The sequence below is a fragment of the Pseudomonas bijieensis genome (assembly GCF_013347965.1).
Lineage (GTDB): Bacteria > Pseudomonadota > Gammaproteobacteria > Pseudomonadales > Pseudomonadaceae > Aquipseudomonas > Aquipseudomonas bijieensis.
In genome coordinates this window covers 974,357-994,821 of sequence record NZ_CP048810.1, presented here as the reverse complement: position 1 = coordinate 994,821, position 20,465 = coordinate 974,357, and the positions used below count along the sequence as shown (strand labels likewise).

The 20,465-nt window shown below is 60.5% G+C and carries 17 protein-coding genes; 6 read left to right on the top strand and 11 right to left on the bottom strand.

Going from position 1 to position 20,465, the window contains the following annotated elements; all coding sequences use genetic code 11:
• Positions 1-27 precede the first annotated feature (27 nt).
• From GN234_RS04055 to GN234_RS04045, 3 genes are all read left to right on the top strand, one after another.
• Positions 28-1,176, top strand: a complete 1,149-nt coding sequence (locus GN234_RS04055; RefSeq protein WP_109755377.1) for a PQQ-dependent sugar dehydrogenase — start codon at positions 28-30, stop codon at positions 1,174-1,176.
• 362 nt (positions 1,177-1,538) lie between these two features.
• The gene (gene ilvA, locus GN234_RS04050) at positions 1,539-2,603 is read left to right on the top strand and encodes a threonine ammonia-lyase, biosynthetic (protein ID WP_176687925.1); all 1,065 of its coding nucleotides are present in this window, start codon (positions 1,539-1,541) and stop codon (positions 2,601-2,603) included.
• A gap of 319 nt (positions 2,604-2,922) precedes the next feature.
• Positions 2,923-3,222 carry a DUF1652 domain-containing protein gene (locus GN234_RS04045; protein WP_109755379.1) on the top strand — a complete coding sequence of 100 codons (300 nt, stop codon included), beginning with the start codon at positions 2,923-2,925 and terminating at the stop codon, positions 3,220-3,222.
• Between the two features lie 81 nt (positions 3,223-3,303).
• Here GN234_RS04045 and GN234_RS04040 read toward each other — a convergent pair whose 3' ends face one another.
• The 11 genes from GN234_RS04040 to GN234_RS03990 all read right to left on the bottom strand — a co-directional run bounded on the left by GN234_RS04040 (position 3,304) and on the right by GN234_RS03990 (position 15,322).
• Positions 3,304-3,567 (bottom strand): DUF2790 domain-containing protein, encoded by a 264-nt coding sequence (locus GN234_RS04040; RefSeq protein WP_109755380.1) that lies wholly within the window; start codon positions 3,565-3,567, stop codon positions 3,304-3,306.
• 204 nt (positions 3,568-3,771) lie between these two features.
• Positions 3,772-4,710 carry a carbohydrate kinase family protein gene (locus tag GN234_RS04035; RefSeq protein WP_176687924.1) on the bottom strand — a complete coding sequence of 313 codons (939 nt, stop codon included), beginning with the start codon at positions 4,708-4,710 and terminating at the stop codon, positions 3,772-3,774.
• A gap of 12 nt (positions 4,711-4,722) precedes the next feature.
• On the bottom strand, positions 4,723-6,210 hold the full coding sequence (gene xylB / locus GN234_RS04030; protein ID WP_116832365.1) for a xylulokinase: 1,488 nt from the start codon (positions 6,208-6,210) through the stop codon (positions 4,723-4,725).
• A gap of 210 nt (positions 6,211-6,420) precedes the next feature.
• On the bottom strand, positions 6,421-7,902 hold the full coding sequence (locus GN234_RS04025; protein ID WP_163858828.1) for a mannitol dehydrogenase family protein: 1,482 nt from the start codon (positions 7,900-7,902) through the stop codon (positions 6,421-6,423).
• 15 nt (positions 7,903-7,917) lie between these two features.
• Positions 7,918-9,021 carry an ABC transporter ATP-binding protein gene (locus GN234_RS04020; protein WP_116832367.1) on the bottom strand — a complete coding sequence of 368 codons (1,104 nt, stop codon included), beginning with the start codon at positions 9,019-9,021 and terminating at the stop codon, positions 7,918-7,920.
• 39 nt (positions 9,022-9,060) lie between these two features.
• On the bottom strand, positions 9,061-9,891 hold the full coding sequence (locus GN234_RS04015; protein ID WP_109755385.1) for a carbohydrate ABC transporter permease: 831 nt from the start codon (positions 9,889-9,891) through the stop codon (positions 9,061-9,063).
• A gap of 10 nt (positions 9,892-9,901) precedes the next feature.
• Complete coding sequence (locus tag GN234_RS04010; protein ID WP_053184628.1) at positions 9,902-10,837, bottom strand: carbohydrate ABC transporter permease; 936 nt, start codon at positions 10,835-10,837, stop codon at positions 9,902-9,904.
• A 163-nt stretch (positions 10,838-11,000) separates the two neighbouring features.
• Positions 11,001-12,311 (bottom strand): ABC transporter substrate-binding protein, encoded by a 1,311-nt coding sequence (locus tag GN234_RS04005; RefSeq protein WP_163858824.1) that lies wholly within the window; start codon positions 12,309-12,311, stop codon positions 11,001-11,003.
• Between the two features lie 293 nt (positions 12,312-12,604).
• On the bottom strand, positions 12,605-13,510 hold the full coding sequence (locus GN234_RS04000) for an AraC family transcriptional regulator (RefSeq protein ID WP_109755387.1): 906 nt from the start codon (positions 13,508-13,510) through the stop codon (positions 12,605-12,607).
• A 70-nt stretch (positions 13,511-13,580) separates the two neighbouring features.
• Complete coding sequence (locus tag GN234_RS03995; protein ID WP_116832368.1) at positions 13,581-14,873, bottom strand: glycosyltransferase; 1,293 nt, start codon at positions 14,871-14,873, stop codon at positions 13,581-13,583.
• Positions 14,874-14,950: 77 nt separating this feature from the next.
• Positions 14,951-15,322: a response regulator gene (locus GN234_RS03990; protein WP_109755389.1), complete on the bottom strand. Its 372-nt coding sequence runs from the start codon at positions 15,320-15,322 to the stop codon at positions 14,951-14,953.
• A gap of 259 nt (positions 15,323-15,581) precedes the next feature.
• On the opposite strand from GN234_RS03990, the gene GN234_RS03985 reads away from it, so the two are divergent.
• The 3 genes from GN234_RS03985 to GN234_RS03975 are packed head-to-tail and all read left to right on the top strand — an operon-like array spanning position 15,582 to position 20,463.
• Entirely contained in the window at positions 15,582-19,064 is a 3,483-nt protein-coding gene (locus GN234_RS03985) for a response regulator (protein WP_176687923.1), read from the top strand.
• Positions 19,064-19,879 carry a CheR family methyltransferase gene (locus tag GN234_RS03980; RefSeq protein WP_109755391.1) on the top strand — a complete coding sequence of 272 codons (816 nt, stop codon included), beginning with the start codon at positions 19,064-19,066 and terminating at the stop codon, positions 19,877-19,879. The genes GN234_RS03985 and GN234_RS03980 overlap by 1 nt, the downstream gene beginning before the upstream one ends.
• Positions 19,876-20,463 carry a chemotaxis protein CheB gene (locus GN234_RS03975; protein WP_109755392.1) on the top strand — a complete coding sequence of 196 codons (588 nt, stop codon included), beginning with the start codon at positions 19,876-19,878 and terminating at the stop codon, positions 20,461-20,463. Before GN234_RS03980 ends, GN234_RS03975 begins: the two co-directional genes overlap by 4 nt.
• Positions 20,464-20,465 lie beyond the last annotated feature (2 nt).

Here is a 20,465-nt window from a genome sequence, read left to right as displayed (position 1 = left end):
CTTTCCACGCTACAGAAGGAGGTGTGCATGTTGCGTAAAACACTCCTGGCCGCACTCTGCGCCAACGCTGTTCTGACCCTTGCCACGCCGGCCGCTGCCGCACAAACCCAGCGAGCGAAAAGCGAGGAGGGCACCTTGGAGGTGATCACCGTGGTCAAGGGCCTGGAGCACCCTTGGGCGCTGGCGTTCCTGCCGGACCAGCAAGGCATGCTGGTCACGGAGCGCCCCGGCAACCTGCGCCTGGTGGGCCCCGATGGCCAGTTATCGGCGCCGTTGAGGGGCGTTCCCAAGGTCTGGGCCAAGGGCCAGGGCGGTTTGCTGGATGTAGTGCTGTCACCGGATTTCAAACAGGACCGCACGGTCTACCTGTCCTATTCCGAGGTCGGTGAAGACGGCAAGGCCGGCACTGCGGTGGGCCGTGGGCAGTTGTCACAAGACTTGAAGAGGCTGAACAGTTTCAACGTGATCTTTCGCCAGCAGCCCAAGCTGTCGAAGGGCAACCACTTTGGCTCGCGCCTGGTGTTTGACCGGGACGGCTACCTGTTCATCACCTTGGGGGAAAACAACGACCGGCCCACTGCCCAGGACCTGGACAAGCTGCAAGGCAAGGTCGTGCGCATCTACCCCGACGGTAAGGTGCCGGACGATAACCCGTTTGTCGGCCAGGAAAACGTCCGCCCCGAGATCTGGGCCTACGGTATTCGCAATCCTCAGGGAGCGGCCCTCAACCCACGTAACGGCACGCTGTGGGAAAACGAGCATGGGCCCAAGGGGGGCGATGAGCTGAACATTATCGAGCGTGGCAAGAATTACGGCTGGCCGTTGGCGACCCACGGCATCAATTACTCCGGTGCCCCGATTCCCGAAGCGCAGGGCACGACGGTCAAAGGCACCCTGGGTCCTCACCATGTCTGGCAGGTGTCCCCGGGGCTCAGCGGCATGGCGTTCTACGACAGTGATCGCTTCAAGGCCTGGCAGCACAGCGTGTTCATCGGTGCGCTGGTCTCCAAGAACCTGATCCGCCTGCAATTAAAGGGCGATAAGGTCGTGCACGAGGAGCGTTTGCTTGGTGAACTCGACGAGCGTATCCGTGACGTTCGCCAGGGGCCGGATGGTTTCTTGTATGTGCTGACGGATGAAGGCGATGGGGCGTTGTATAAAGTTGGCCTGCAGTAAGTGGCAAGGGGATTTAGCGCAATGTCGCACCGCTCCGTTGGCTGCGCAGCGGCCCTCAAACCGGTCACCGCCGGATGTCCGGTTGATTGCATCCAGATTCATGGGGGCCACTTCGCGGCCCAGCGGGGATAAATCCCCTCGCCGCAAGCGGGTGAACCAAGCCCATCTGTGTATTTTGGATTGACTTGGCCCCCATCCCCCAGCTAACTTTCAATCATGACTTCCACCGTACTGCGCAGCCAGCCAAGCATTATTACCGCCATTCCTTATTTGGCGGGCTAGCTGACGACTGCACCCAACCCGCCCTAGAGGCGGGTTTTTTCTTTCTGTCTCCAGGGTTCTGTCCAAACCAGGAGACCGCCATGACCGCTACCCCCGCCGAGCAAGCCCTGCTGGAACATTACGTCAAAAAGATCCTGGCCGCCCCGGTGTACGAACTGGCTGTGCGCACGCCACTGCAAGCGGCCCCTGCATTGTCCGAAGCCTTGGGCAACACGATCCTGCTCAAGCGTGAAGACCTGCAGCCGACCTTTTCCTTCAAGATCCGCGGCGCCTACAACAGACTGGTTCAATTGACCCCGGAGCAGCGGGCCCGTGGGGTCATCACCGCTTCGGCGGGCAATCATGCCCAAGGCGTGGCGCTGGCGGCGCGGGAGTTGGGTATCTCGGCCACCATCGTCATGCCCTTGACCACTCCGCAATTGAAGGTGCTGGGCGTACGCAACCGGGGTGCTGAGGCGTTGCTGCACGGGGAGAGTTTTCCGTTTGCCCTGGAGTACGCCCTGGATTTGGCCCGGCAGACCGGGCGGGAGTTCGTGTCGCCTTTCGATGACCCGGACGTGATCGCGGGGCAGGGCACCGTCGCCATGGAGATCCTGCGCCAGCACCCCGGCAGGCTGGATGCGATTTTTGTCCCGGTCGGCGGCGGTGGGCTGATCGCTGGAATCGCAGCCTACGTCAAGTACCTGCGTCCGGAAGTGTGCATCATCGGTGTCGAGTCGCAACACTCCGCCTGCCTGCAGGCGGCGTTGGTGGCGGGGGAACGGGTGACGCTGCCGAGTGTGGGAACCTTCGCCGATGGTGTGGCCGTCGCACAGATCGGCGCCCATGGCTTCGAGGTCTGCCGTTTCTGTGTCGATGAGGTCATGACCGTCAGCAACGATCAACTGTGCGCGGCGATCAAGGACATCTATGACGACACCCGCTCAATCACCGAGCCCTCTGGCGCCTTGGCTGTGGCGGGCATCAAGCAGTACGTGGCCCGAACCGGCGCGCACGGCCAGACCCTGGTGGCGATCGATTCCGGTGCCAATATCAACTTCGACAGCTTGCGGCATGTGGCCGAGCGCGCGGCCATGAGTCCGGTTTGCAGCCCGAGTCACAGTTTTTTTGCACGAGGCGACGGATGCCCTCTCACCCAGCCGTAATAGGGGCTACTCTAGCTTTCGACAGGAGAAAAGCGATTGCAGTTTGCATGGGTTTCTTACCGTTGCCTTGCATTCTGCACGACCGGTCCGGCGTCAGGTAAAGCTAAGTGATTGATTTGAATCAAGCCAGGGCGTCGTGAATTCAGGCATGTTATTTGCGGGATGATTCAGGAGTTCGCTTAATGGGGCTCATTGATTAGAAACGCCAAAAACGAAGAACGGCACGGCATTCGTAGTCCCAGTCCGCATGGAAGAAACGGACGAAAAGAATACCGCCGTTGTGTACATAAATTGGCCGCCTCAACAGGAGAGAGTTGCCATGTTTTTATCTGCCCTCGAAATGCGAAATATCATTGAAAGCAGCTTGCTGCCCAAGCGCTCGCAATGCACCTTGTCACCCGATTTGTCGATGACCATCAAGATCTACGATGATCATGAAACCGACCGCGTGGCCTTGGTAAAAACTGGCATCGATGCTCAAAAACTCACGGGTTGCCGTGCAATCAACGACTTGATTGCCGAACTGCGCACCGAACTCGACCAGAACCACGGTCAGAATCAACACCACAATCCCGCCGGCAATCATTTTCATCAGTTACATCGGATGACCGGGCGTTAAAATACGCGCCCTGTACAAGCACATCGACGCCTGGCCCGGTCATTGTCCGAGCCAGGCGTTTTGTTGTCCGCCACCCGCCAGTCAATTTTGATAACTGCAGGAATCCGATAGTTTGCGGTAAGAGACATCACGGGTTTGCCCCGTCTTGTCGATGTACACCATCTGCGCCGTCACGACCTTGCAATAAGGCGTTGATGGCTCCTTCAGCGATACCACCTTTTTGATCTCCAGCGGCATGCCATAACGGTAGGGCGTGGGTTGTCCGGCGTTGTCAGCCTGGGCCATCACGCTGATGCCAGTCAGCAGTACCAAAGACGACGCGGCGACTAATCGACGAATATTCATGAGCGAGACTCCGCAGCAGAGAGAAAATCGACCTGATGTTCAAACATCGGGCCTGCCGCGCGGGACCTCAGGAGGGATACGCGGTCCGGGACAGTGTCGGATCGCGGGATTAAACGAGGGTTAAAGCGAATCGCTTGGCTTTTGTGTGGGGTGGCAACCGCTGCCGAAGGCTCGGTGGCGTTCGGCAGCGGCGGGTTGCGAGCGTCAGTTCAACTGTCGCCGGTAAGGCAGGTCTGGGCCGGTCTTTGCGCAGGTCAGGGCCGCGGCGCGTATGGCGAAGTCGAGCATGGCGCTGATCTGGTCGCGGGTCAGGGTGTTCAGGCCTTCGACCGAATCCAATTGCTGTTCGGTGAGCCAGGTAATCAACGCAGCCTGGAAGGTGTCGCCGGCGCCCACAGTATCGGCGATCTTCACCGAGCAGGCGGGCATTGACCACGAACCGTGTTGGCGACTGAATACCGTGGCGCCCTGGCCGCCGCGGGTCAAGAATACCAGTTGGCAACGGTGCTGCAGCCAGCCATCAATGACCGCTTGTGGCTCAAGCTCGGGGTAGAGCAGGTGCAGGTCTTCGTCGCTGATCTTGATCAGGTCGGCATATTGCACCAGCGTTGCGATCCGTGAACGCCACAGTTCGATATCCGGCTGCGGGTTGAGGCGCACGTTCGGGTCGAGGCTGATCAGGCGCTTGCCGCTCTCGCGCTGTACCAGGGCCAGCAGGGTGTCGGCAATCGGCTGGACCACCAGCGAGAACGAGCCGAAATGCAAGCCACGCACCTCCGGGCCCAACGTCGGCAGATGGGCCAGGCTCAATTGTCGGTCCGCGCAGCCTTCGCCGCGAAAACTGTAGTGGGGCGAGCCGTTGGCGCCGACGGCCACCATCGCCAGGGTCGTCGGTGCGTCGAAGTCCAGCAAGTATCGGGCGCTGACGCCTTCGTTGAGCAGCACCTGCTGCAAGCGTCGGCCCAGGTAGTCAGTGGACAGCCCGGCAAACAGCGCTGACTCGACACCCAGGCGCCGCAACCCGACCGCCACGTTGAACGGCGAGCCGCCGGCAATGGCCTTGAAGTTCACTTGCGAGGCCGGGCCGCCAGCCTCGGTTTCACTGAAAAAATCAAACAGTGCTTCACCACACACCAAATACATAGTTGCCTGCTCTCAAAGGGTTGCGACGTGTTGTCGATAATGTTCATAAGCGTGTTGGGCGGCCGCGACGTGCCCGGCGATGGGCTGGGTTTCACTGTCCAGGTCGAGCTTGACGCAGCGCTCGCACAGTTCGGTCAGGTTCTCTTGCGTCCCTGAATGGCACCATGCCGCCTGAATCGCCGCGCCAAGGGCTGCGGCTTCGCTCTGTTCGGTGCAGATGACCGGGGTATTCATGATATCGGCGACGATCTGCCGCCACACCGGGCTCTTCGAACCGCCGCCGATCAGGCGGATACTCTGGGCCTCAAGCCCGTTGGCCCGCAGCAGGTCCAGGCCGTAGCGCAACCCGAAGGTCGTGCCTTCGACCACGGCCCGGCACAGGTTGGCCCGGGTCAGGTTGGTGGTGGTCAGGCCCAGCAGGCTGCCGCTGGCATGGGGCAGGGCGGGAACGCGCTCACCGTTGAGGAACGGCAGCATGCACACGCCCTCGGCGCCAATCGGGGCTTGGGCCACCAGGGCGTTGAAGGCGGCGATGTCCAAGTCCAGCAATTCGCGTATCGCACCAGTGGCGTTGGTCAGGTTCATGGTGCAGATCAGCGGCAGCCAACCACCGCTGGAAGAGCAGAAGGTCGCCACCGACGCTTCCGGGCTGACCACTGGCTCTGCGGCATAGGCGTAGACCGTGCCGGAGGAGCCGAGGCTCATGGTGATCACGCCGGGCTGGATGTTACCGGTGCCGATGGCGCCCATCATGTTGTCGCCGCCACCGCTGGACACCACGGCATTCGGGTTGATGCCCAGGTGCGCGGCAATGGCCGGCAGGATCCGACCGACCGGCTGATGAGCGTCGATCAGTTCCGGCAACGCCACTTGCAAGCGGCCGCTGGGGTCGATGTGTTGCAGTAACGGCACGTCCCATTGCCGGGTACGTACATTGAAATAGCCGGTGCCCGAGGCATCGCCGTATTCGCTGCAATGGCGGCCGGTCAGCCAATGATTGAGAAAGTCGTGGGGTAGCAGGATGCTGGCGATGCGGGCGAAAACCTCGGGATGCTGTTCGCGGGTCCACAGCAGCTTGGACACCGTGTAACCCGGGGCGATGACCACGCCGAGGCGTTCCAGGGAGCCGCTTTCACCGCCCAGGTGGGCCAGTAGCCGTTCGTTTTCCGGAGTGGTTTCGGTGTCGCACCACAGCTTGGCCGGGCGCAGGACCTGGCCTTGCTCATCGAGCAAGACCAGGCCGTGCTGCTGGCCGGAAACGCCGATGCCGAGGATTGCCTGGCCATCGACCCCGGCGGCGGCCAAGGCTTGATGGGTCGCCTGGGTAAATGCATCGAGCCATTGCTGGGTATCTTGTTCACGGCGACCGTTGGCCCCGCTGATCATACTGTGGGCAGCGGCGCCCTGGCCGAGTACCTGGCCGCTGAACGCATCCAGGATCAGCGCCTTCGTGCCTTGGGTGCCGCAGTCGATGCCCAGGAACAATTGTTGGTTTGCCATAAAAATCCTTTGTGTCAGATCAAATCACCAACAGGTAATAGCAATTCGTTCAGCAAACACATCTGTGGCGAGGGGAGCTTGCTCCCGCTGGGCTGCGCAGCAGCCCCTGAGTCCAGGCAGCGCGGTGAACCTGACAAACCCAGGGGGTCGCTTCGCAACCCAGCGGGAGCAAGCTCTCCCTCGCCACAAAAAGCGGTTCACGGTCGAGCCTCAGTTCGCGTCAGCCAACACCCGCTCAAGCGTCCGCGTAACACCGTGCTCGCGCAAGCTATTGCAGCACCATTCGAATGCTGCCACGAACTCCGGCGAGCGGGGAATCGCGGTGCCAAAGATTTCTTCTACCTCCAGCAGCCGCTGAGTTACCAGCGCATCGTCAGCCACCAAGGCCTGGCAGAATGCCGCCCGTGGGTCCGGGATCGAATACGTCACGCCGTTCTCGTCCACACCCTTCAGGTACACCGCCCAGGCCGCCACGACCAGCGCCGCGCGGCGGGTTTCGCCGCCGTCGGCGATCAAGCGGTTGATGGTCGGCACGGTGAATTTCGGAAACTTCGAAGAACCGTCCGAACAGACCCGTTCCAACTGGTCGGCAATCGCCTGGTTGGAAAAACGCTCCACCAGGGTGTTCTTGTAGTCGGTCAGGTCGATGCCCGGTACCGGGGCCAGTTGCGGCGTCACGTCCAGGTCCATGTAGGCCCGCATGTAACGCACGAACAACGGGTCGTTCATGGTCTCGTGGACGAAGCGATAACCCTTGAGAAAGCCCAGGTAGGTCAACGCCAGGTGACTGCCGTTGAGCAGCTTGATTTTCATCTCTTCATAGGGTGAAACGTCATCGGTGAATTGCACGCCGACTTTTTCCCAGGCCGGACGACCGTTGACGAACTTGTCTTCCAGCACCCATTGCACGAACGGTTCGCAGACCACCGGCCAGGCGTCGTCAATGCCATGTTCGTCATGCAACTGCAAGCGATGGGCGCCGCTGGTCATCGGGGTGATGCGATCGACCATGGCATTGGGAAAACTTACGTTCCCGTCGATCCATTGGCCCAGTTCCGGGTCGCGCAGTGCGGCAAACGCCAGCAGTGCCTTGCGAGTGACCGCTCCGTTGTGGGGAAGGTTGTCGCAGGACATCAGCGTGAACGCCGGCGTCCCCGCAGCACGGCGCTTGGCCAGGGCGGCACAGAGGAAGCCGAAAACCGTTTTCGGTGCCTCGGGATGGGTCAGGTCATGCTGAATCTGCGGCAGGTGGGCCATGAACTCGCCATTGCTGTCGTCGATGCAATAGCCACCTTCGGTAATGGTCAGCGAAACGATGCGGATCAGCGGATCGGCCAGTTTGTCGATCAGCGCCTGGGCGCTATCTTCGGCCAAGAGCATGTCGGCGATGGCGCCGATGACGCGGACTTCGGTGTCGTCGGTGTCGCCCAACTCATAAAGCGTGAACAGATAATCCTGGCCTGCCAGGTCATCCCGGGCGCGACGGTCTTCGGGTCGAAGACCTACGCCACAAATGGCCCAGTCGAGGCCTTCGCCGGTATTCATCAACGCATCGGTGTAATACGCCTGGTGCGCGCGGTGGAAACCACCGACGCCAATGTGGGCGATACCCTGGCGACGGTCGCCCAGGCTGTAAGCGGGCAGGGCGACCTCGGCGTTGAGGTTGTGCAGGTTCTGTCGGTTGAGTTTCATCACAAGTCTCTACAATCAGGCGGCGGCGCGCAGCGCACGGGTCACCGCTACGCCTTCGGCATCGAATAAATGGCAGTGTTCAGCGTCCAGGTGCAGGTTCAGTTGCTCGCCGAAACGGCTCGCCAGATCGCCGCGAACCCGCATGGTCAAAGCTTCACCCGACGCGGTCACGACATGGCAGAACGTGTCGCTGCCCAGGCGTTCGCTGACATCGGCGGTAACCTGCAGCGTGCAATCGCCCGGTTGCGCCAGGTTCAGGTGCTCCGGACGAATCCCCAGGGTCACCGCACCGCCAACGCTCAGGCTGGCACCGCTCAATGGCAGGCTGATACGGGTTCCGGCGTCCAGCAGGACCTCGCAGCCCTGGCTGTCCAGGCCCGTGACCTTGCCTTTGAGAAAGCCCATTTTCGGTGTGCCGAGGAACCCGGCGACAAACAGATTGGCGGGTTGGTGATACAGCTCCAGCGGCGAGCCGACCTGTTCGATGCGCCCGCCATTGAGCACCACCACCTTGTCGGCCAGGGTCATGGCTTCGACCTGGTCGTGGGTCACGTAGATCATGGTCGCCTGCAGCTCTTTGTGCAGCCGGGCCAGTTCCAGGCGCATCTGCACCCGCAGGGCGGCGTCGAGGTTGGACAGCGGTTCGTCGAACAGGAAAATCTTCGGGTTGCGCACGATGGCCCGGCCGATTGCCACACGCTGGCGCTGGCCACCAGACAGTTGCTTGGGCTTGCGTTCGAGCATTGGCCCCAGTTCGAGGATGCGCGCCGCTTCATTGACCTTCTTCTCGACCTCGGCCTTGGGTACACCGGCCAGGTCCAGGGCGAAAGACATGTTCTTGCGCACGCTCATGTGCGGGTAGAGGGCGTAGGTCTGGAACACCATCGCCAGGTCGCGTTTGGCCGGGCTGACTTCGGTAATGTCCCGGCCGTCCAGCTCGATGGTACCGTCGCTGACTTCCTCCAGGCCGGCGATCAGCCGCAGCAGCGTGGACTTGCCGCAGCCCGATGGCCCGACGAAGACCACGAACTCGCGGTCGTTCACCTCAAGGTCGATGCCCTTGATGATGGAGAAGCCTTCGAAACCTTTTTGCAGATTCTTGATTTTCAGGTTGGCCATGATGATGGGCCTCCACTTCTGATTATTGTGTAGGGCGCGTTACTTCACCGCGCCGAAAGACAAACCGCGCACCAGCTGTTTCTGGCTGATCCAGCCAAAAATCAGGATCGGCGCACAGGCCAGGGTCGAGACGGCCGACAATTTGGCCCAGAACAGACCTTCCGGGCTGGAGTAAGAGGCGATCAACGCCGTCAATGGCGCGGCTTTGGACGAGGTCAGGTTCAGTGACCAGAAGGCCTCGTTCCAGCACAGGATCAACGACAGCAACACGGTGGATGCCAAGCCGCCCTTGGCAATCGGCAGCAGCACGCGGACCATTTCCTGCCACAGCGTGGCGCCGTCCAGACGCGCGGCCTCGAGGATGTCGCGAGGAATGTCCTTGAAATAGGTGTAAATCATCCAGACCACGATGGGCAGGTTGATCAAGGTGTAGATGATGATCAACGCGATCCGCGTATCCAGCAGACCAAATTGCTTGGCCAGCAGGTAGATCGGCATCAGCACGCCCACCGGCGGCAACATCTTGGTGGAGAGCATCCACAGCAAGGTGCCTTTGGTGCGCTGGGTTTCGTAGAACGCCATGGAGTAGGCTGCCGGCACCGCGATCAGCAGGCAGAGGGCGGTGGCGCTGAAGGAAATCACCACCGAGTTCCAGGCGAAACTGAAGTAGTTGCTGCGCTCGTTGATGTGCAGGTAGTTCTCCAGCGTCGGCGCGAAGATGAATTGCGGCGGCGTGGCGAATGCGTCGATTTCGGTCTTGAAGCTGGTCAGCACCATCCAGAAGATCGGGAAAAAGATCAGGATCGCGATGGCCCAGGCCAACGTGCCCAGCAGCAGGCTTTGCAGGCGACGGGTTTGTTGAAGAGTCATGGCGACGGCCTCAATGCTTGTCGGTGAGGTTTTTGCCGATCATCCGGACCAGGATGATGGCGGCGATGTTGGCGATGACCACGGCAATCAGGCCACCGGCCGAAGCCATGCCGACGTCGAACTGCACCAGCGCCTGGTTGTAGATCAGGTAGGCCAGGTTGGTCGAGGCGTAGCCGGGGCCGCCGTTGGTGGTGGTGAAGATCTCGGCGAACACCGACAGCAGGAAGATCGTCTCGATCATCAGCACCACGGCAATCGGGCGGGCCAGGTGCGGCAGGGTCAGGTGCCAGAAAATCGCGATCGGGCCGGCACCGTCCAGGCGCGCGGCTTCTTTCTGTTCCTGATCGAGGGACTGCATGGCGGTCATCAGGATCAGGATCGCGAAGGGCAACCACTGCCAGCTCACGATGATGATGATCGACAGCAACGGATAGTGGGCCAGCCAGTCCACCGGTTGGGCACCGAACAGTTTCCACACCGAGGCAAGGATTCCCGAGACCGGGTGGAAAATCAGGTTCTTCCAGATCAGCGCGCCCACCGTGGGCATGATGAAGAATGGCGAGATCAGCAGCACCCGGACGATGCCGCGCCCAAAAAACTCACTGGCTTCCAGCAGCGCACTGATCAACACCCCTAGCACGATACTGATCAGCAACACGCTGCCCACCAGCAGCAGGGTATTGGTCGCACCGGGCATGAAGCCCGAGTCGGTGAGGAAATAAGTGAAGTTCTCCAGCCCCACGAATTCGTTTTCGCCGGGGTAGAGCAGGTTATAGCGAATCATGGAGAAATAGACGGTCATGCCCAGCGGCACGATCATCCACAGCAGCAATAAAGCGACTGATGGGCTGACCAGGAACCAGCCGGGGTTGGCCAGGCGGATCTTGCGCGCTGGCGGCGGGGCAATCTCGATTGGGGCTTTGGCAGTTGTCGTTGAGCTATTCATGAGTGCTTACTCTTATGCGACGCATTCCCTGTGGCGAGGGAGCTTGCTCCCGCTGGACCGCGCAGCGGGCCCATGCCGATAGGCAATCCTCTCGATCGCCAGGGCGGGCTTCGCCCGCCAGCGGGAGCAAGCTCCCTCGCCACAAATGGATGTTTACAGGCCTTTACTTGGGATACCCGGCGCGTTTCATCTCGCGTTCGGTGGTGGACTGCGCTGCGGTCAACGCCTGGTCCACGGTCTGCTGGCCGGTTAACGCGCCCGAAAAGAACTTGCCGACCTGGGTACCGATGGCCTGGAACTCGGGAATGGTCACCAACTGGATGCCGATATAGGGCACAGGCTTGAGCGTGGGGGCTTTCGGGTCGGCGACTTTCAACGACTCCAGGGTCACCTTGGCAAACGGCGCGGCCTTCATGTAGTCGTCGCTGTAGGTCGAGGTGCGTGTGCCTGGCGGTACGTTGGCAATGCCATCGGTCTTGGCGACCAATTGGCTGTATTCCTTGGACGTCGCCCAGGTGGTAAAGACCTTGGCCGCGTCCTTGGCCTTGGAACTGGTGGGGATGGCCAGCGACCAGGAGTACATCCACGAGGTGCCTTTGTCGGTCGTTTCATGGGGGGCGAAGGTGAATCCGACGTGATCGGCCACCTTGCTCTGGGTCTTGTCGGTGACGAACGAGCCGGCGACGCTGGCATCGACCCAGACCGCGCACTTGCCGCTGTTGAACAACGCCAGGTTTTCATTGAAACCGTTGCTGGAAGCGCCCGGCGGGCCGGATTTCTTCATGTTGTCGACGTAGAAGTTCAGGGCATTCTTCCACTCGGGGCCATTGAACTGCGGCTGCCACTTCTCATCGAACCAGCGCGCGCCAAAACCGTTGGCCAGGGTCGTGATCAGCGCCATGTTTTCGCCCCAACCGGCCTTGCCGCGCAGACACAGGCCATATTGCTCCTTGGTCTTGTCGGTGAGTTTTTCGGCGAACTCACCGATCTGGGTCCAGGTAGGGTGTTCGGGCATGGTCAGCCCGGCGTCCTTGAACAGGTCGGTGCGGTAGTAGGTGATCGAGCTTTCGGCATAGAACGGCAGGGCGTACAGCGAGCCCTTGACCGACAAGCCATCGCGCACGGAAGGGAAGACGTCGTCCAGGTCATAGGAGGCGGGCAGGTCTTTCATGGGTTCCAGCCAGCCCTTGGCGCCCCAGAGTGCAGCTTCGTACATGCCAATGGTCAATACGTCGAACTGTCCGCCTTGGGTGGCGATGTCGGTGGTCAGGCGCTGGCGCAGGACGTTTTCTTCGAGCACCACCCAGTTCAGCTTGATGTCCGGGTGCTCGGCCTCGAAGGTTTTCGAGAGCTTTTGCATGCGGATCATGTCGCTGTTGTTGACGGTGGCAATGGTGAGGGTCTGTGCGCCAAAACTGACGCTGCTGAGGGTCATGCAGGTGGAGACAAGCAGAGCTTTTACCGAAGGTTTCATCGCGCACTCCTTTTCCGCGCCCAAAGGCTGCAGAAGGACAGTTATTGTTTTTGTGTCTTCCGGATGAAGGGAAGAATGTGCGCTGATTACAGCCCTCAATGGACGGCATGACAAATCATCCGTCGCACTTGTGCTGATACTTTTTTGCACTGCATGGGGCGGCGATGGGAATTATCTGTGGGAGCAAGGCTCGCCCGCGATGAAGTTGACACGGTCTTTCGGGGAACCGAGGCGTCTGCATCGCGGGCAAGCCTTGCTCCCACATAAATCCCGCCACAGAAATGAGCCGAGATTCAGCCCTGGTTCTGCTCGGTCAACCGCTGCACCGCCAGTCGCCGGTAGTGGGACGGGGTCATGCCCTTGAGCTGCTGGAAACGCCGGTTGAAGTTGGAGATGTTGTTGAAACCGGATTCGAAGCACACGTCGGTCACCGGTTTGTCGCCATCGGCCAGTAACTCGCAGGATTTGCTGATGCGCAGGCGATTGACGAATTCAATGAAGCAGCGGCCGGTGGCCTGTTTGAACACCCGGCTGAAATAGGTGGGTTTCATGCCCAGATGCTCGGCCACTTCTTCCAGGGACAGTTCCCGGGCGTAGTGGGCAAAGATGTAGTCCACCGCGCGGTTGGTGCGGTCGATGCTATGTTCGTCCGCCGTTTGCGGGGCCGTGGCGCCGGAAAGCAGTTGATAGTCGTCCGTGGCGGCCAGCAGTTCCATCAGGATGAAAAAATGCCCCAGGCGGCTCATGCCCTGGGAATCGGCGATGCGTTGCATCAGGATCATGGCCTGGCGGATGGTGCGCTTGCAGCGGAACTCGATACCGTACTGGGCGCGTTCAAGCAGCGGTGCGACGGTCTTGAGTTCGGCGAATACCTGGTGGCCGCTTTCGAACAACTCATCGGTGAAATTCACCAGCATGTCGCGCTTGGGCACCACTTCGTCCTCGGCCACCTGACTGATCCAGTTGTGGGGCAGGTTGGGGCCGGTCAGAAACAGCGACTGCGGATAGAAGTTGCCGATGTAATCGCCAATGAACACCTTGCCGGAACTGGCCACGATCAGGTGCAGCTCGTATTCCTTGTGGAAATGCCAGCGCACCAGCGGGCAGGGGAAACCGTGCTGGCGGTAGATGATGGACAGCCCGTTATGGTCGTCCATCAATTCATAGGAAGGGTCGGTGACTCTGGCTGGTCGGGTCATGGGCCTGGCGCTTTTATTGTTATCGCCGTTGGATAATGCCCCCTTCGCCAGGCGGGTGCCACTCTGACTTCTAAGCGTTGCGATTTTTTTCTTCGATCCACTGGGACATGTACTGGGTGCTTTTGTGCTGGTGGTGACGCAGCATGCTGCCGGTGAAATTGTCCCGGCGGCGTTGCACCAGGTTCGCCCGGCAAGCATTGATGCTTGCGATCAGCGCCGGGCCGTGCACCTGTTGCCGGTAGCGGTTTGCGAGCAGGGCGAGGCCGGCAGCCTGGGCCTGGGTCCAGCGCCCCTGGTCGCGATACAACTGCACTGCCGCGTTGGCGATACCTTCGGCACTCTGGGCAATCGCGCCGGGCCAGGGCATGTCGCCGTGCATGGCTTCGGCCCCCACGGGCGTGGTGACGTTGGGTGTGCCACAGAGCATGGCGTCGATCAGCTTGCCCTTGATGCCGGCGCCGAAACGCAACGGCGCCAGGCAGATGCGCGCCGCCGACATGACCTGCAAGGCGTCCTCGGCCCAGTTCATGATATGAAAGCCCTGGGCCGGGTTATGCAGCGCGGCAGCCTTGGGCGGCGTGTAGGCGCCGTACAGGTGCAGTTGCGCGCCGGGCAATTGTTGGCGGATAAGTGGCCAGACGGCGTTTTTCATCCAGAGCACGGCGTCCCAGTTCGGCGCATGGCGGAAGTTGCCGATGCTCAGGAAATGCGCTCGTTCCTCGAACGGCACCGATTGTTCACCGGGCAGATCCAACATCAACGGGCACCAGTGCAGCAGGCTGCGGGGCAACTTGAAATGTTCCACCAACAGTTCGATTTCCACCTCGGACACCATCAGGGCGAGGTCGCAACGATACAGGGCGGCGATTTCCCGCTTGGCCAGGTCGGTGTCGGCCATAAGCTGGAATTCCTCGGCCAGGGCCGGGGCGAAGAGGTCGCTGAAATCCTCGTTGGCCTCGTCGCGCTTCAAACGGTCCTTCAGGCGCTGATGCCGGGCGTGGCGCAGGCTTTGCAGATCGGAGGTCTCCAGCAGCCGCAGGGCGTCGGGGCAATGCTTCTCGACCCGCCAGCCGAACTGCTCTTCCATCATGAACTGGTCGAACAGCACGATGTCGGGCGCCAGTTCACGGATGAACGCGTCGAAGCTGCTGCTGTTGAGTTCGATGGGCACTTCGCGGATGCCCAGTGTGATCAGGTCCGCGCGGTTTTCGCCGGGGTTTGCCGGGCTGCTGAACGTGATGTCCCAGCCTTGCCCGAGAAAAGTGTCGAGGATCTGCATGACGTGCCCACTGGCAGCCGATGAACGCGGCTCGGGCCAGACATAGCCGATAACCAGGACCTTGGTGGCGGTGGGGGGCAGCATGGGCAGGGGATTCCTCGAAGCGGATCAGGCGCCATCGGCGCGCGGGGCGCCGATAGTGACCAAGAATGCGATCCGGCTCAAGAAAGAATGCGCTTGACCTTGTCACGCAGCTGATCGATGGAGAAGGGCTTGCCGATCACCGACATGCCTTCAGGCACGTCGATGCTTTCGGCATACCCGCTGGCAAACAGCACCGGCAGGTCCGGGCGCACGGACCGAGCCTGCTTGGCCAACTCCCGCCCGTCCATCACCGGCAGGCCGACATCGGTCATCATCAGGGCGATGGCCTGCTCCTCGTCGCGTAAAAATGCCAGTGCTTGCTCACAACCGTCCGCCTCCAGCACCTGGTATTCCAGCTCCTCCAGTACGTCGACGATCAACATCCGCACAATGTCGTCGTCTTCGACTACCAGGATGGTGGGCGGGATGGCAGGAGGAGGGGTGGACATAGTTGACATTCTCGAAGATAGGGACGGGAGGGAAGGTAAAAAATACGGCCTCATTCATGAGTAAGTGCCAAGGCGGCACAAGTTCCCTGGGTTGTACAAGAAAGGATCTATAGTACAAGAGCTGACTAGGATAGTCGCTTCCTTGCTACAAGGCAGATCGTCGCGGGACTTGCGTCTTTGACTCGTCGGAAAGTGTGGATCCAACCGCCGTTTTTCGGGCAAACTCCACGGTTTTCAACTGTCCACCAAGGCCCTTTCCATGACTCCTTCGTCTTCGGTCGACGAGAAAAGTTTTCGTAAACTCCTGAGCCGCAATATCAGCCTGCCGCTGGGCATGGGCGCCCTCAGCGCGGTGTTTTTCATCATCCTGATCACGTACCTGCTGTCGGTGATCCAATGGGTCGGGCATACCGACAGGGTGATCAATAATGCCAACGAAGCGCTCAAACTGAGCGTGGACCTGGAAACCGGCATGCGTGGCTACCTCCTGAGCGGTGACGAGCATTTCCTCGACCCCTACGAAGTAGCCAAGCCGCGGATCGCTGTCGCGTTGGACACTCTGTTGGAATTGACAGCCGACAACCCCGTCCAGACCGACCGCCTGCACAAGATACAAGCCCTTCAGACGGAGTGGGCCAATTACGCCCAGAGCATGATCGACCTGCAACGCAGCAGCGGCGATTACCGGGGCGCGGTAAAGGCCGGGCGGGGCAAGCGCCTGACCGATGAAATTCGCAAGTCTTTCGAAGACATCGTCGAGACCGAGCAGCAACTGCGTGCGGCGCGCAACCAGGATGTACGCACCACCACGGTCTGGAGCATTGCCCTGTACCTGCTGTTCGTCGCCGCGGTCAGCGGGTTGCTGGCCTACGTCGGTCGCCGGGATCTGCTGAGCCTGTCCAACAGCTACAGCGCCAGCCTGAAAGTCCAGCAGCGCAGCGCCTTGCACCTGGAGAAACAGGCCTGGTTGCGCAATGGCCAGACGCTGCTGGCCGAGCAGGTCCTGGGGCAGTTGTCCCTGAACCTGTTGGGCCGCAACATCCTGCAGTTCTGCGCGAAGTACCTGGATGTCGCGGTCGCTGCGCTTTATGCGCGGGAAGAAAATGGTGTCCTCAAGCGCGTCGCCACCTACGGCCTGTCCCGGGAGGATGACGAACAGCAGCAAGTGATCGTCGACGGTGAAGGCATCGCTGGCCAGGCTGTGCAACAGGGACGCCTCATCCGCCTGGATGACGTACCGGACGACTATCTGAAAGTCAGCTCCGGGTTGGGGCGAGGCCTGCCCAACAGCGTACTGGTGGTGCCTACCAGTGACGATGACCGGATCAACGGTGTCATCGAGCTGGGCTTCCTGCGGCCATTGACCGAGCGCGACGTCGAGCTGCTGGAGCTGATTTCCGGCAATATCGGCACCTCGATCGAAGCGGCCCGTTATCGCCAGCGCTTGCAGGAAGTGCTGGCCGAAACCCAGCAGTTGAACGAAGAGCTGCAGGTCCAGCAGGAAGAACTCAAGACCGCCAACGAGGAACTGGAAGAACAGTCGCGCATCCTCAAGGAATCCCAGGCCCACCTGGAAACCCAGCAGCAGGAGCTGGAGCAGACCAACGAGCAATTGGCCGAGCAGCGCGACGCCATGGACCAGAAGAACAGCGAACTGAACCTGGCCCAGATCCAGTTGCAGGAGCGCGCCGAAGAGCTGCAGCGTTCGAGCAAGTACAAGTCAGAGTTCCTGGCCAACATGTCCCACGAGCTGCGCACGCCGCTCAACAGCTCGCTGATCCTGTCCAAGCTGCTGGCGGAAAACCCGCAGAAAAACCTCAGCGAGGAGCAGGTCAAGTTTGCCGAGTCGATCTACTCCGCTGGCAACGACCTGCTGAACCTGATCAACGATATTCTCGACATCTCCAAGGTCGAGGCCGGAAAGCTGGAAGTGCGCCCGGAAAACACCAGCGTGCAGCGTTTGGTGGATGGGTTGCGGGATATGTTCGAGCCTCTGGCGGCGGATAAGGGCCTGAGGTTCGAGGTCCAACTGCTACCCGATGCGCCGACGATGCTCTATACCGACCGCCAGCGCCTGGAGCAGGTGATCAAGAACCTGCTGTCCAATGCCGTGAAGTTCACCGAGCAAGGTTCCGTCTGCCTGTCCGTGGCCGGCCAACCAGGCTCGGGCATCGCGTTCATGGTGCGCGACTCGGGGATCGGCATCGCCGCCGATCAGCAGCAGAGCATCTTCGAAGCGTTCCGCCAGGCCGATGGCACGACCAATCGTCGTTACGGCGGCACCGGCCTGGGCTTGTCCATTTCCCGGGACCTGGCCGCGTTGCTGGGCGGCTCGATCTCCGTTTCCAGCAAACCGGGGCAGGGCAGCGTGTTTACGTTAGTAATGCCTGAACGTTATGTCGAGCCCGGGGACACACCGATAGAGCCGATGACGTTCACCCCGACGGCTGCCGCGCCAGCACCGGCTGCGCCAAAAGCCGCACCGGCACCGCTGATCGCAGAAGTGGACACGCCGATTGCCCGATTTGCCGACGACCGCGACAAGGCACCGTTCGACACCCGCTGCATCCTGGTGATCGAAGATGAGCCCGGTTTCGCCCGGATCCTGTTCGACCTGGCCCACGAACTCGGCTATCAATGCCTGGTAGCTCACGGCGCCGATGAAGGTTTTGACCTGGCTTTGCAATTGGCCCCCGACGCGATCCTGCTGGACATGCGCCTGCCAGACCATTCCGGGCTGACGGTGTTGCAGCGGCTCAAGGAGCGGGCCGAAACCCGGCACATCCCGGTGCACGTGATTTCCGTCGAAGACCGCGTCGAAGCCGCCATGCACATGGGCGCCATTGGCTATGCCGTCAAGCCGACCACTCGCGAAGAGCTCAAGGATGTATTCGCCCGCCTGGAAGCCAAGCTGACCCAGAAGGTCAAGCGCGTGCTGCTGGTGGAGGACGATGACCTGCAACGCGACAGCATTACCCGCCTGATCGGCGACGATGACATAGAGATCACTGCCGTTGGCCTGGCCCAGCAAGCCCTGGACCTGCTACGGAGCAACGTCTACGACTGCATGATCATCGACCTCAAGTTGCCGGACATGCTCGGCAATGACCTGCTCAAGCGCATGTCCAGCGAAGACATCTGTTCCTTCCCACCGGTGATCGTCTACACCGGGCGCAACCTGACCCGCGACGAAGAAGCCGAACTGCGCAAGTATTCACGCTCGATCATCATCAAGGGCGCTCGTTCGCCAGAGCGCCTGCTGGACGAGGTGACACTCTTTTTGCACAAAGTCGAATCCCGGTTGTCCCATGAACGGCAGCGGATGCTCAAGACTGCCCGCAGCCGCGACAAGGTGTTTGAAGGCCGCAAAGTGCTGCTGGTGGATGACGATGTGCGCAACATCTTTGCCCTGACCAGCGCCCTGGAGGCGAAGGGGGCGATCGTTGTCATCGGCCGTAACGGCTTCGAGGCGATCGATCGCCTGAACGAATTCGACGACATCGACCTGGTGCTGATGGATGTAATGATGCCGGAGATGGACGGTTTCGAGGCCACCGCGCTGATCCGCAAGGACCCGCGCTGGCGCAAGCTGCCCATTATTGCCGTGACGGCCAAGGCCATGAAGGATGACCAGGAACGCTGCCTGGCGGCGGGTTCCAACGACTACCTGGCCAAACCGATCGACCTGGATCGTCTGTTTTCGCTGATTCGCGTGTGGTTGCCGAATATGGAAAGAATTTAGTGGAACGTGACTCTGACATTGAACTGCGTTTGTTGATCGAAGCGATCTACCTCAAGTACAGCTACGATTTTCGCGATTATTCCGGTGCCTCGGTCAAGCGCCGGGTCCACCATGCGCTGAACCAATTCGAGTGCAAGACCATTTCGGCATTGCAGGAGCGCGTACTGCACGATCCGGGAGCGTTCATGCAGTTGCTGCAACTGTTGACGATCCCCGTCAGCGAGATGTTTCGCGACCCTTCGCATTTCCTGGCCATTCGCGAGGAAGTCGTGCCGTTGCTCAGGACCTATCCTTCGATCAAGATCTGGATCGCCGGTTGCAGCACGGGGGAGGAGGTCTACTCCATGGCGATCCTGCTGCGCGAAGAGGGCCTGCTGGACCGCACATTCATCTATGCCACCGATATCAATCCGCGTTCGTTGGAAAAAGCCAAGCAGGGGATTTTTTCCCTGGAAAACGTGCGCACCTATACCCAGAACTACCAGAATGCCGGAGGGCGGCGCTCGTTTGCCGATTACTATACCGCCGCCTACGATTATGCGATGTTCGACAAAACCCTGTGCGAGAACGTGACCTTTGCCGATCACAGCCTGGCGACCGACAGTGTCTTCTCAGAGACTCAGTTAATTTCTTGTCGTAACGTATTGATATATTTCAATAAAAAGCTACAAGATCGTGCGTTTGGATTGTTTCATGAGTCCCTTTGTCACCGTGGTTTCCTGGTATTGGGCAGTAAGGAAACGCTGGATTTCTCGGCTTACGGCCATCGATTCGAGCCGTTGGTCAAACAGGAACGGATCTATCGCAAGTTATGAACCACACGAAGGACAGATCCAATTCGCCCATCGAGGCCATTGTCGTCGGTGCGTCGGCCGGCGGTGTCGAAGCGCTGCTCAGGGTGTTCGGACACCTGCGCAAAGGCTTTGGCGTGCCCATCATGGTGGTATTGCACTTGCCGGATGAGCGCAACAGCCAACTGGCCCATGTGTTCGGTCATCGTCTGGCGGTGCCGGTGGAGGAAGCCCGGGACAAGCAGGACATCGTGCCGGGAACCTTGTACGTCGCCACGCCCGGCTATCACTTGTCGGTCGAGGCCGACCGTAGCCTGTCGTTGAGCCTGGAGGAACCGGTACACCATTCACGGCCGTCCATCGATGTGTTGTTCGAGTCGGCCGCCGATGTCTACGGCCAGAAACTGCTCGCCGTGGTGCTGACCGGTGCCAACAACGATGGAGCCCTGGGCTTGGCGAGGGTCAAGGCGCTGGGCGGGATCACGGTGGTCCAGGACCCCGGCGAAGCCCAGGTCTCGACCATGCCCGAAGCGGCGCTGGCCCTGCACAAGCCCGACCATATCCTTACTTTACAGGGCATCGGCCAATTGCTGGCCGGGCTGGAATGAAC